Annotated in this window: 9 protein-coding genes; 2 read left to right on the forward strand and 7 right to left on the reverse strand. The window is 61.8% G+C overall.

What is annotated here, in order from left to right:
- Positions 1 to 18: 18 nt before the first annotated feature.
- From addA to regB, 7 genes are all read right to left on the reverse strand, one after another.
- Positions 19 to 3,372 carry a double-strand break repair helicase AddA gene (gene addA, locus AC0KW6_RS10765; RefSeq protein WP_474034879.1) on the reverse strand — a complete coding sequence of 1,118 codons (3,354 nt, stop codon included), beginning with the start codon at positions 3,370 to 3,372 and terminating at the stop codon, positions 19 to 21.
- Positions 3,369 to 6,302 (reverse strand): double-strand break repair protein AddB, encoded by a 2,934-nt coding sequence (addB, locus tag AC0KW6_RS10770; protein ID WP_474034880.1) that lies wholly within the window; start codon positions 6,300 to 6,302, stop codon positions 3,369 to 3,371. Before addB ends, addA begins: the two co-directional genes overlap by 4 nt.
- On the reverse strand, positions 6,292 to 6,984 hold the full coding sequence (locus tag AC0KW6_RS10775) for a nucleotidyltransferase family protein (protein WP_474034881.1): 693 nt from the start codon (positions 6,982 to 6,984) through the stop codon (positions 6,292 to 6,294). Before AC0KW6_RS10775 ends, addB begins: the two co-directional genes overlap by 11 nt.
- Complete coding sequence (locus AC0KW6_RS10780; RefSeq protein WP_474034882.1) at positions 6,984 to 7,982, reverse strand: aminoglycoside phosphotransferase family protein; 999 nt, start codon at positions 7,980 to 7,982, stop codon at positions 6,984 to 6,986. Before AC0KW6_RS10780 ends, AC0KW6_RS10775 begins: the two co-directional genes overlap by 1 nt.
- The gene (gene tsaE / locus AC0KW6_RS10785; RefSeq protein WP_323775547.1) at positions 7,979 to 8,455 is read right to left on the reverse strand and encodes a tRNA (adenosine(37)-N6)-threonylcarbamoyltransferase complex ATPase subunit type 1 TsaE; all 477 of its coding nucleotides are present in this window, start codon (positions 8,453 to 8,455) and stop codon (positions 7,979 to 7,981) included. Before tsaE ends, AC0KW6_RS10780 begins: the two co-directional genes overlap by 4 nt.
- A gap of 49 nt (positions 8,456 to 8,504) precedes the next feature.
- On the reverse strand, positions 8,505 to 10,052 hold the full coding sequence (locus tag AC0KW6_RS10790) for a PAS-domain containing protein (RefSeq protein ID WP_323775548.1): 1,548 nt from the start codon (positions 10,050 to 10,052) through the stop codon (positions 8,505 to 8,507).
- Between the two features lie 89 nt (positions 10,053 to 10,141).
- On the reverse strand, positions 10,142 to 11,536 hold the full coding sequence (gene regB, locus AC0KW6_RS10795; protein ID WP_323775549.1) for a sensor histidine kinase RegB: 1,395 nt from the start codon (positions 11,534 to 11,536) through the stop codon (positions 10,142 to 10,144).
- Positions 11,537 to 11,652: 116 nt separating this feature from the next.
- On the opposite strand from regB, the gene AC0KW6_RS10800 reads away from it, so the two are divergent.
- Together AC0KW6_RS10800 and AC0KW6_RS10805 are read left to right on the forward strand one after the other, a co-directional pair.
- Positions 11,653 to 12,273, forward strand: coding sequence for an SCO family protein (locus AC0KW6_RS10800; protein ID WP_323775550.1), 621 nt, complete (start codon positions 11,653 to 11,655; stop codon positions 12,271 to 12,273).
- Positions 12,274 to 12,354: 81 nt separating this feature from the next.
- Positions 12,355 to 12,909: an ActR/PrrA/RegA family redox response regulator transcription factor gene (locus tag AC0KW6_RS10805; protein WP_024092171.1), complete on the forward strand. Its 555-nt coding sequence runs from the start codon at positions 12,355 to 12,357 to the stop codon at positions 12,907 to 12,909.
- The last annotated feature ends 1 nt before the right edge of the window (position 12,910 follow it).

A 12,910-nucleotide genomic window follows, 5' to 3' on the forward strand; every position in this document is an offset into this window, starting at 1 on the left:
GTACGGCTTAACCGATCGTCAAGGTTCCATACGCCGCAGCAGTGCCTCTGTCACAAGCTTGTGCGGCAGCGGCATAAGGGTGGCATTGCGGGTCCAAAGCAACGCGGTTTCGATGGCGCGGTCCGGATAAATCTGCGCCAGCGCATGGGCATAGGCCCCCATCTGCCGCAGCAGGCCTTCCGGGCATTGCTGAGGAGTTTCGGGTACAGTCACGTTGGATTTAAAATCCACCGCCAGGACTTTTTCCGGGGTTACAACCAGCCGGTCTATGATGCCATGCAAGCGCGATCCGTAAAAATCTGCGGTAACGGGCACCTCCGACAATGTGTCATTCTGGAAAATGTGAGAGAGGGCAGCGTTCTGAAGAACGCCCGAGGCCTCAACCAGCAGCTCTGCGCCGTCATCTGCTTCCTGCAATAGATTTTGAGCCAATACGGGCCACTCCTCCCGCAGCCGGCCGGGCAGATGCTCCAACAGAAGATGCAGCCGGGAGCCGCGCGCCTTGGCCGCCTCCTCGTCCAGGCCCTGATCCCCTGGCAAGGCCTTGGACCCGCCCAGATCCGAGGGGCTGAGAGCCGGCGCCGGCGCAGCATAAGGTCCTGACGGACGGGTAAAGACTTCCGGCAGACTGTGTTTCTCAACGCTTTGGCCAGGCTTTTCAACCAGAGGAAGTCCGTCCCAATCACCGTGTTGCAGGCGAAGTCCAGTGCCGCCTTCGATATCAAGCTCCACCGCCCCGTTGTCCCGCAAGGCGCGTTCCGCCATACGGTACCAGCTGTCGTTCATCTCACCGACGTCGCCTGCTGCGGCAACGATCAACCATTTTTCCGCTCGGGTTAGAGCCACATACAATAGGCGCAGCCGTTCATTTTTCAGTTTCTCCTGCGCGGCTTCACGGGCGGCCAGCATCGCGGCTGGCATCTGGTCCTTGGGCAGCTTCCAGACTGGAGTGCCATCCGCCAGCATGATTTCGGCATCCCGCGGTGGCTGTCGTTTGGCGGTGTCCGGAAGGATCACGATCGGAGCCTCCAGACCTTTCGAGCCATGCACCGACATCACCCGGATCATATTGCCTGCTGCACCCATCTGGCGTTTGATCTCCAGATCATCGGTCTGCATCCAGACCAGAAAACCGGTGAGGCTGGGCACATCGGTGCGTTCATAGGCCAGTGCCTGCGATAGCAGGGCGTTGACACCGTCCTCAGCTTCCGGTCCCAGCCTGCCCAGCAGTTTCTGACGGCCGCCGTGACGGGTCAGAATGCGCTCAATCAGGTCATAGGGGCGCAGGAAGTCGGCATTGGCGCGCAGATCATTCAGCACGGCCATGGTTTCGGGAAACTCCCCTGCCCGGTCGCGCAATGCCGGCCACAGGAACATCGCCTCCCGCCGGTGTGCCAGATCGAACAACGCCTGCTCGCTCCAGCCGAACAGAGGTGATTTCAGAGCCTCCGCCAGTGACAAAGAGTCTTCCGGCAAGGCCAGGAACCGCAACAGTGCTGCGATATCCTTGACCGCCAGTTCGGCGCCCACCTTAAGGCGGTCGGCGCCGGCGATCGGCAGTTCTGCCTTTTTACATGCACGTATGATCTCCGAGAACAGATCGGAGCGGCGCTGCACCAGGATCAGGAAATCTCCGGCCTGCACCGGGCGGCGCTGGAAGGTGCCGGGCTCAGAGCCGTCCTCTGGGATTGTGGTGCCGGTCTCGATCATTCCCTTGATCGACTGAGCGATGCGTTCGGCGAGGATCACTGTGTGATGCCGGCTGCTGGGCCGGTCGACGGGGCTGGTCCAATCGGGATCCTCGTCATCCTCGACCTTCCCGACCACCGGCCAAAGGTCCACCCGGCCGGGCAGATCGGATTTGAAAGCGCGGTGCAGCGCGTCTTTGCGAAAACCGGCGCGGGGGCTGTCGCGGAACACCAAGTCCACCAGTTTCAGGATCGCTGCAGAGGAGCGGAAGGAGAAATCGAGCGATGCGTCTTGCAGACCTGCCCCGGTTTCCGACAGCCTGTTCCCGAATTCCAGCTGCATCCGGTCAAAGGCATCCGGGTCGGCGCCTTGGAAGGAATAGATCGACTGCTTCTTGTCGCCGACCACGAATATCGTGCGTTCGACATCCGAGCGGGCGCCCTCGCCGGCAGTGAATTCCTGCGCCAGTTTCTCGATCACGTCCCATTGCACCGGGCTGGTATCCTGCGCTTCGTCCACCAGGATGTGGTCGATGCCGCCGTCCAGCCGGTACAGCACCCAGGCCGCAACGCCGGGATCGTTTAGCAGTTGCCGGGCCTTCAGGATCAGGTCGTCGAAATCGAGCCAGCCGCGCAACTGTTTGCGGCGCTCATACTCCGGCAGGAAGGTGGCAGCGAAGCGGTGCAGATCGTGGCTTTTCCGGGCAGCAGCCAGGGCAATGCGCTTGGTGCGCGCATCCTCGATCCGCCGCATCAGCGGCTCCAGCTGATCCATCAGCGAAAGATGCGATTCGCGCAGCTTCTTGGTTGGGAACTTGTCCAGTTTCGCCGTAAAAGGTTCCTTGGCCCCGGGACCGGTCAGGAACAGGCTCTCCAGTGTGTCAAGGTCGGCGCGCGTGGGTTTGGTGATGCCGGCGAGCTTGTCCGCGGCTTTCTGATCGGAGCTGCTGCCTTGCCCGAGCATATCGCGGGTGCGCTGCAGCAGCTCTTCCTCGCCGCCCAAGAACACCAGGGCTTCCAGCGCGGTTTCGTCAAAATCCGCCGGCAGCTCAAACAGGTCCAGTAAGCCGTTCCAATCCAGCGGCCGGGAGAAATCGGCGCGGCGCTGACACACGGCTGCGGTCAGTGTTTCGAAATCGCTGTCGCTGACATAGCGTGCCAAGGCCTCCACAAGCGGTGCCTCGGTAGCTTGGGCAAAGTCTTCCATGATTTCAGCGCGCAGCATCTGGCCTGCGCGGTCATCCATTTCGGAAAACTGCGGGCTGACGCCGGCCTCCAGCGGGAAGCGGCGCAGCAGCGACGAACAGAAGGAGTGAATGGTCTGGATTTTCAACCCGCCCGGCGTCTCAATCGCGCGGGCAAACAGGGTGCGGGCCTGCGCGAGGTCGTTGGGTCCGGTGCTGAGCTCTCCCAGTTCAGTCAAGGCAGTGATCAGTGCTGGATCTCCCAGCATCGCCCATTCACCCAGCCGCTTGAACAGCCGGTTCTGCATCTCGCTGGCGGCGGCCTTGGTGTAGGTCAGGCACAGGATGTGCTGCGGCTGCACGCCTTTCAGCAATAGCCGCGCAACCCGGTCAGTCAGCACTTTGGTTTTGCCGGACCCGGCATTGGCGGCCAGCCATGTCGAGGCATCAGGCCGGGCGGCACGGAATTGCGCCTCGGAGGCGGCATCACGGATGGTCATGACAGATCCTCCGGCTGCGGTGTGGCGCTGCGGTCCCATTCGCCGTAGCGCGCTAGGTGGTCATAGTCGCCAGCAATATCGTCACGATACACCATGCGGCGGCTCGAATAGCCTTGTTCAGGCTCGAAATATGCCCCGATCAAAGTGTGCAGCTCGTCCCAGATCTTGGCCGGAGGTTCCGCCTCCAGCGGTGCACGCACTTCTTTCATGCTGGACCCCAGCCCGATGAACAGCGCGCGGGCCACTTCTGCCGGGCCCAGGCCGTCAAAGGCGCCTTGCTCGGCCATGGCGGCCTCGATCAGCAATTGTTTTTCGAACTTCTTCTGCTGTGCTTCGCTGGGGGGGGCACCGGTCTTGTAGTCATACAGATGCAGAAAACCGCGGTCGTCCATGTCGATACGGTCGGCGCGGCAGGCGATGGTGAAATCCAGCGGATCCAGCCGCGCGCTGCCTTTGGCTTCAAAGGCGACCGGTTTGGCACGCGATTGGCGTTCCTGCTCTGCCAGCACAAAGTCACTGGCGATCCTGCGGATGCGGCTGTGCCACAGGATGCGCGCAACCGGCCAGGGGACGTGGCTTTTCAGCAATGCGCGGGTTTTGTCGATCAGGTGACCGGCGGTCAGCAGGGAAGGATCCGTTTGGACTTCCTTGATGAACCGTTCAAACACCTCATGCACCACAATGCCGCGCAGCAACGCATCCGGTTCTTGAACCAAAGGGGTCAGAGGCTTCAACCGCAGAACATGTTTGGCATATATCGCATAGGGGTCGCGGATCAGTCGGGGAATCTCCGTAATCGTCAGGCGCCGCGGCCGTGCCGAAACCGGCGGACGCGGTGAGGGACGCGGCACTTGGGGGATCGGCGTTGGTTCTTCCAGCGCCTCCGCCCAGCCCAGCCACTGGCGGCCCTTGGCGCGCATCGTTTCCAGCGCCGCGCGGCCGCCCTGATCCGGCAGGCCGGACAGCAGGTTGGTCAGCCGGTTCAGCCAGCGTGAGGGCACAGTGTCGGCTTCCTCTGACCGTGCGGCGCGGGTCAGCCAGACCTCGGGTGCGGCGATAGCCTGCTGGAAATCATGCGCTGACAGGCCGATGCGGCGTTCCGGCAGCAACAGGCCGGCCTGGTTGCGCAGCTGTCGGTTCAGCCAGGGATCGGGGCTGGCGGCCTCCGGCCAGCTGCCTTCGTTCAGACCGCCAAGGATCACCAGATCGGCGCCTTGCACGCGGGCTTCCAGCGTGCCCCATATCATGATTGAGCCATAGGGCGCATCGCGGTCGCGTACCTCTCCCTGGCTCAGCAGTGCGCCCAAGAGGTCGGCAAAATCGCGCGCGGACATGTTGCCGCCATGAGAGGCTTCGGCTTCGAGATTTTCTATGCAGGCAAGCGCGGCCTGCCCGGCCTTCTTATCCCAGAGGGTGCCCGAGCCGTCTGCCTGGCTGCCTGCAGCGATGTGTTGTGCCAGTTCACGCAGGCGCTGAACCCAGTTTACCAAAGGCAGGGTGCCGGTGAATTCCTGATCCGCGAAACAGACGGTCAGCCAATCCACCCACCCGGGTGTCAGCTCCCGGCCGTTTTCAAACCCTGCAAAGGCTGCGGCATCTGGGAACGGCGGGCCGTTGCGGCGCAGGGAAAGCTCCAGTTCGCGGGTCTGACGAAGATGGCTGCCGCGGTCCGCACCATCGTGGGCCAACGGGTGCTTCAGCAGCGTCAGCAGACTGTCGCAGGCCAGAGGTTTGCAAAACAGTCCTGCCACATGGCGCAGGAACCGGCCCGGAGGTGAAAGCTGCAAGGGCTGGCCAGCGGAATCGTCAGGCAGGATCTCCCAGCGGTCCAGTGCAGCAGAGACCTGGCGGGTCAGCATCCGGTCCGGGGTGATCAGCGCGGCGGTCTGCCCGTCCTCCGCGGCCTGCCGCAGGCGCAGTGCGATGGCCAGCGCCTCGGCACGGGGGGTGGCGGCCTCGACCAGCGTGACGTTTTCCGTTGCTGTGTCCAAACCGGTCAGATGCGGGCCTTCGCTCATCCAGGCATCTGTTACCGGGGCAGGGCGCAGGGCCAGCGACACCAACCGGTTGCGGGCGGGCGAGACCGGCGGTGTTTCGGTCCAGGGCTGCACGTCGCCCGGTGAAAGCTCCAGGTCCTTCATCAGCTTGTGAAAGCGGTATTGCGGGTGATCTTCCGAGATCATCGGATCATCCAGCCCGTTCCAGACATGATCCGGCTGGTCAAAGTCGTACCCGGGCAGCACCACCGCGCCCTGGGGCAGGCGGGCGATGGCCTGCATCAGCATCAGAGTGGTCCCGCGGGAGCCAGTGGAGCCGGCCAGAATGATGGGATGCTGCGGCGGGCTGTGTTGCCATTGTTCAATCAGGTTCAGCACCACTTGCCGCTGCCGGGCCTGGGCGTCCATCGCGCCGTCATGCAGGCCGGTGAACACATCTGCGATACCGATGAAAGCCTGCGCCCGGGCCCAGTGGCCCGACATGTCGGTGACATCAAGATCGCGGATCGCATCGGTGCTGACGCCTTCACCCTGCATCTCGTCAATCAGCGCGGCCAGGCTGTCGGAAAGATCGTAAAGCGAGGCGCGGGAGGCGAGATCGGGCTGGGCGTCGAGCAGTTTTGCAATCAGCTGCGACAGCTCCAACCGGCGCCGCAGCGGAGGCAGGGCGGGGGGCAGGCCGTCCAGGGTGGCGCGCTGTGCCAGGTCGGTGAGCATCAGCATCCGCGGCAGCAGCAGTGGCGGACCGTTGTCAAACAGGCCCCGCACCCGCCGCGCCATGCGGGAGGTGTTGACGATAAGCTCGGCCCGCGCCAGTACCTCGGGCGGCTGTCCCTGGCTGCGATTGCGCAAGCCCTCGACCAGTGCGCGCGGGAAATCGACGCCGCAGGGCACGGCAAAGACGCGCGGTTTGCTGGCTGGTTCAAACATCATCGGCGGCTAACAGGTCCTCGGCCAGTGTGATTCCCTCAGGATGGCCCACATCGCACCAGCGGCCGGGATACTCCAGCGCAAACAGCCGGCTTTCTGCGGCCATTTGGTTCCACAGGACATTCAGCGAGAACACCTGTTCCGGAACCTGATGCAGCCCGTCCGTTTTCAGGATCTGCACCCCGCCATAGACCAGATTGCCGCCACGGCTGATGCGGCCTGCGGCATCAGCCGAGAAATCCCCGCTGCCGGTGCGGCCCACGGTCCGCTCCAGCGGCACGCAGACCAGCAGCGCGTCCATCCGATCAGGATCCCAAGCATCCTGCGCCAATTGCAGCGGGTTCGGACCCTTCCATATTGCGTCAGTGTTCATTGTGAAAACCGGCCCGTCTCCCAGCAATGGTAAAGCCTGGCGCAGCCCGCCGCCGGTGTCGAGAATCTCGGGGGTTTCGAGACTGATGAGTACCTTTTCAGGCTCTAATATAGCTTTGAGCGGCTCTGGCTTGTAATGCAGATTTGCCACGATCCGGGCCGGCCGGATGGCTTGGGCCAATTCCAGCGCATGTGCGATAAGGGGCCGGCCCGAGACTTCGATCGTCGGTTTCGGCTTGTCGCGGGTAAGTTCCCGCATACGGGTGCCGAACCCGGCGGCAAACAGCATGACGGCATCGGGGGAGCGCTGCATCAGGGCCTCAGCTTGTCCAGGTTTTCCGGAGATGGGGGGGGCAGGTTTTCACGCAGAAGACCCGCAACCGGGGCCAGTGCAGGGTGCTCCAGCCCGCGGATGAAATGATCCCAAACCCGCGGGATCAGGTCCAAGTAAAGGGGTTTGCCGTATTCCACGCTGAGCCGGGCAAATACGCCAAGGATACGCAGATTCCGCTGCACGCCCAGTACTGTATAGGCGGTGCGGAAGCCGGATTCATCCACTCCGGCGGCAGCGATATAGCGGCCCATCATTTGCATTTCGACGGCGGCCGGCACATCGCGGCGGGCATCCTGCAGCAGCGACACCAGGTCGTAGGCGCAGTGGCCGGCGCGGGCGTCCTGGAAGTCCAGAAGACCAACGCGCGCCACTCCGTCGCGGTCCGGCAGCCACAGCAGGTTTTCGGCGTGATAGTCACGTTGGATCAGAACAGGATCGCCTTTGACAGTTTCACGCAGGATGTCTTCGAACTGATCCTCGAACCGGGTTTGCAGATCCGGGTCATGGCCGCCGAGGACGCCGTCCCGGTATTTCAGCAATGCCAGACCGGCCATTTCCGCCATAATTCTCGGGCCATATGGTTGCAGATCCGGTATCGGTGCCTGATGCAAGGAAACCAGGGCGTCAGTGGCCGCCTCATAAAGTTCCTTCTGCAGCGACGGTTGCCGCTGGATGGCACGGGCAAAAAGATCATCGCCCAGGTCTTCCAGTAGCAGAAAGCCATTCTCAACGTCCTGCGCCAGAATCTCCGGGGCGCTGAGGCCCTGGTGACGCAGATAGTTGGCAATACGGATGAAAGGGCGGACATCCTCGCCCTTTTCCGGCGGTGCGTCCATCAGCACAACGGTTTTGCCATCACCGGCGGTCAGCCGTTCATAGCGCCGGTTGGAGGCATCGCCGGCCAACGGACTGCGCAGCCATCCGGTATAAGACGTTGCCGATAGAAACGCCTGGCATCGGGAAGTTCGGTCATTCATGCGCAGATGCGCTCCATCAGGGGCTGCCATTTCGCATCGCTCCAGCTGAGCGTCAAATGGCGGCGGTCTTCGTGTTCCGGGTTCAGCGCCAGCGTGAGGCGCAGGGCATGAGGCGGCGTCAGTTCCGCCAGCCGGTCGGGCCATTCCACCAGGCAGATGGCGGTCTCAAAAGCGTCAGTCAGTCCCAGCTCCTCCATCTCGTCCAGGGAGGACAGCCGGTAGAGGTCAGTGTGCCACAGCTCGCCGGCGGGCACGTCATATGTTTGCACTAGTGTGAAAGTGGGCGAGGGGACGTCTTCTGGACACTGCATCAGCGACTGAATCAAGTGGCGGGCGAAATGGGTTTTGCCGGCGCCGATTACCCCCTCCAGCAACAGGCAATCGCCGGGGCGCAGGGCCCCGGCGATCTGTGCGGCCAATCGGGCCGTATCGTCCGGTGAGTTCAGCGTGCAGGACGCGGTATCTGTTGTCATGGCGCTAGAATGGCGCCGCCGCCACTCTGCTGCAAGCCGGATTTCAGGCTCAGCTCTGGCTGATCGCGGGGAAGCGCTGCTGGCCTTCCGGCAAGGCGATGGTTTCCGGTGCCCGGAAACTGACCATCGTGGCACCATTCTGGATCGCGGAAACCTTGCAGATCAAGCGCGTGCCTTCACGCAATTGAACACGCGACCACCAGGCTTCGCGCCCATCGCCGCCAGCGACAAAATCGCGGATCTCGCCCCAAACCGGGGTCGGCGCGCAGGTATCCTGCCAGATCCGGCTGGCATCCATGATCGACACTTTCGCAAAGCTGGCCTCCGGGTCCATCTGCCAGAGACTGCCATAGGCACTGTTAGAGAAGGTCATGCTGCCATCGCTGGCGAAAACTGCAATCGCCTCGTCCATCTGATCCATGATTGATTGGCCCATCTCAAGCTCCGAGCGGAACTGGCGGGTGAGAGTGACCTCGGCAGTGATGTCTTCGAACAGGAAGGCAATAGCGCCATCCGGGTGCGGCCGGCCCGAAACCTTGTAGACGGAACCCGACGGAAGCGACCATGTTTCCTGGTACCGGCCTTCGGCGGCGGCCTCCAAAAGATCGGCCATTTGGTGGCGCCAGCTGGAGTAGCTTTTGGGTTCCGGCATCATCCGCTGGTCGCGCAGCCGGTCAAAAAAGGTGAGCAAGTTGGGCCGCGAGCTGAGGAAATTGGCGGGTAGGGCAGTGAGGTCGATCAGCACAGGGTTGAACAGCACCAGCTGACGGTTACGGTCAAAGATCGCAAGGCCGATCGAAAGCTGGGCAAATGTTTTGGCCAGGGTCTGTACGAAGTTTCTCTGGGCAACTTCGGCATCGACCACGGCATTCACATCCACCGCATGGCACAGCCAGCCGGCCTCGGTTTCGGTGGTGGAAACATTATACCAAAGCTTTTTTTTGCTTTCCGGGAGCGGAATATAGATCCGTTCCGGCTTGCCGCTGGTCATCGGGTCGTGGAGGTCAGTGAATAAAGGCGCGGCAAAATCAGCATTGCGGCCGCGGATCTTCTGGCTCAGGTCGTCATAGGCAAGGTTGGACCACGTAACGTTGCCCTCCTCTGATTGCAGCCAGACCGGGTAGGGCGCCTGATGCACGGCAGCGCGCAGGGTGGTCAGCTCCTGATCGAGGGATTTGTTCTGCTCTTCCAAGGTGCTGCGGCGCAGCTGCACGCGGGTGACCCCGTCGATCCATTCGCAATGCGCCTCGCGGCTTTCGGCGGAGGCGGTGCCTGAAAGCACCAGCGGTCCGACATCCTTGAGGAAACCCGGCGATTGCGGCAGGCCCGGGTAGTTGCGGGCCAACTGGTCGCGCAGCATGCCCCAGTCAAAATTCTCTGCTTGGTCGCCAATGAATTTGCGCGCGCCCGAAGACCAGCCGATCAAGCTGTTTTCGTCAAACAGGAACACGGCATCAGTGCGGCCGTCGCCGGCCAGCAGATCATGTTCCATGCCATTGCGGCGCGGATCGGGTGACAGCCACCAGACCGCCGCGGCCGCGGTTGCAGCGCAAAGCGCTGCCAGTACAAACCATTCGATCGAAGCGAAGTCCTGCATGTCGTCCTGCCTAGTTCAGCTCTCGTGTACCCGCATGGTTCCCTAATAATAGTTAAGTGAAGTTTAATTGGTTGCCCAAAAGTGAATAATTAAATTTCTAAAGGTTTATTTTTCCCAATGACAGGGCCACCGTCTGCCATGGCGTCGATTTTTCGGCGCGGCCAGGAGACTTCGACAACGGCGCCGCGCCGTTCGCGGTAGGGGCTGAGGGTCTGGAAGGGGTCCGCGCCATTGGCGAATCTCAGCTGTGCGCCGGTGCGCTGCAGCAGCGTCTTGGCAATAAACAGACCCAACCCCATGCCTTCGTATTCGGGCCGCTGCTTCAGCTCGCTTTCGCCCCGGCGGCGGCGCACAAAGGGATCGCCGATTCGGCCCAGCAGATGCGGAGGGAATCCTTTGCCATCGTCGCAGATCCTCAAAATGATCCTGTCGTGGTTCCAAGCGGCATCGATCCAGACTGTGGAGCGGGAGAAATCCACTGCATTCTGCACCAGGTTGCGCAGCCCGTGGATGATCTCGGGCTTGCGCATCACCGTAGGCTGCTGGCAGTCACCTCCCTCCAGCGGCTCTTCATGGTAGATGACGGATTTGCCGCGGTTCATATGCGGCTCTGCGGCTTCGGTAACCAGGGTTGAAAAGGGCGCTTGCCGCAAATGCAAATCGTCATTTCCGGCCCGGCCCATGCTGCGCAGGATATCGCGGCAGCGGTCGGCTTGTTCCCGTATCAGCGCGGCATCTTCGCGCAGTTCAGGGCGGTCGTCCAACTCCTCGATCAGCTCGGCACTAGCGAGTTTGATAGTGGCGAGCGGTGTGCCCAGCTCATGCGCCGCCGCCGCCACCACGCCGCCCAGATCGGTCAGCTTTTGCTCGCGCGACAACGCCAGCTGGGTAGCGCTCAGCGCATCCGACATAGAGCGCATTTCGTTGCTGACCCGGAAGGAATAGGCGCCGATGAACAGAATGGCGATAACGATGGCGATCCAATTGCCGAAGATGAACACATCGGGAATGCGCAGGATGAAACCATGTTCAGTGTGCAGCGGCAGGTGAAACTCTGCCATCAGGGTAACGAGAATGACAGCGGTGGCGCCAATGATCAGCGTGGAGCGCAGCCCCATGACGGCGGCGGAAATGGTCACCGGCCCCAGCACCAGCAAGGCAAACGGGTTGTTCAGCCCGCCGGTCAGATACACGAGGAAGGCCAGCTGCAGCAGATCGAACAGCACCATCAGAAAGTTCTCGAACTCGGTCAGGCGTTTGTTCTCCGGGAAAGCGAAGATGGCGATCAGATTGCCGGCGGCTGAAATGCCAATGGCCAAGTAGCAAAGGCCCAGCTCCAACTGCAGGTTAAATCGGTACTGCGCCACGGCAATGGCGGTGATTTGCCCGGCAATGGCCACCCAGCGCAGCAGGATCAGGGTCCGCAGGCGGATCCAGTGGCTGTGTTCCTGGCCGTTCATCAGTTTGAAGATGCGATCGCTCATAAGGTTCACTGCTCCCGCAGATGTGACGCCGTGCGCCAGTTGCATCAGCTGTAATTCTTGATAGGTCTGGCGCCGTAAACGATCAACATCCCTTCCCTGACGAAAAGTGTGATCTCATGACCCGCGCCTATGCTCTTCTTGCTGCTGCTTTTGTTGCCGCCCTTGTGGGCGGTGCCTGGTTTATGACCCGAGGGGGCGGCGGAGGCGACAAATTCGCACAGTGCCGCAGCAGCCAGATTGCCGGCGGCACCGATACCATCGGCGGGGCATTCGAGCTGGTCAATGCCAAGGGCGAGACGGTCACCGACAAGGATGTGATCACCGAGCCGTCTATTGTTTACTTCGGTTACACCTTCTGTCCGGATGTCTGCCCGATGGATTCGGCCCGCAACGCGGATGCGGTGGATGTGCTGGCAGAGCGGGGCATCAGTGTAACGCCGGTGTTTATTTCAATCGACCCGGACCGCGATACCCCTGAAGCGGTTGGCGATTTCGCCGAAAACCTGCATGAAAAGATGATCGGGCTGACCGGGTCCTCGGATCAGGTGAAAGCCGCCAGCAAGGCCTACAAGACCTATTTCAAGAAGAATGAAGGAGACGAGGATTACTATCTCGTCGACCATTCGACCTTCTCCTATCTGGTACTGCCGGAGGACGGTTTTGTGGAATTCTTCCGCCGCGATGAATCGGCACAGCAGATGGCCGACAAGACCGCCTGTTTCATCGAAAAAATCTGAGGCAGGATAGCTGTTTGACCTTTCTCCCCTGCCCGGACATATTCTTGCGTGAACAGATAATAACTTCGCGGAGGACCGGGCATGGCCGAAACTGCTCTGCAGGACATTGGACCCGACAAGACACTGCTGCTGGTCGATGACGACGAGCCGTTTCTGCGGCGTCTGGCAAAGGCAATGGAAAAACGCGGCTTCACGGTGGAGACCGCGGGGTCGGTTGCCGCAGGCAGTGCCATTGCAACGGCACGCCCGCCGGCCTTTGCGGTTGTTGACCTGAGGCTGGAAGACGGCAACGGTTTGGATGTGGTCGAGGTGCTGCGGGAGAAGCGGCCGGACAGCCGGATTGTAGTTCTGACCGGCTATGGCGCCATTGCCACAGCGGTTGCGGCGGTCAAAATCGGCGCGACGGATTACCTGTCCAAGCCGGCCGATGCCACCGACATTATGAACGCTTTGCTGGCCAACGAGGATGTGCTGCCGCCGCCGCCGGAAAACCCGATGAGCGCCGACCGGGTGCGCTGGGAGCATATCCAGCGGATTTATGAGCTGTGCGACCGCAATGTTTCGGAAACCGCAAGGCGGTTGAACATGCACCGCCGCACCCTGCAGCGGATCCTGGCCAAGCGCAGTCCGCGCTGAG

The organism is Leisingera sp. SA215, assembly GCF_055902035.1.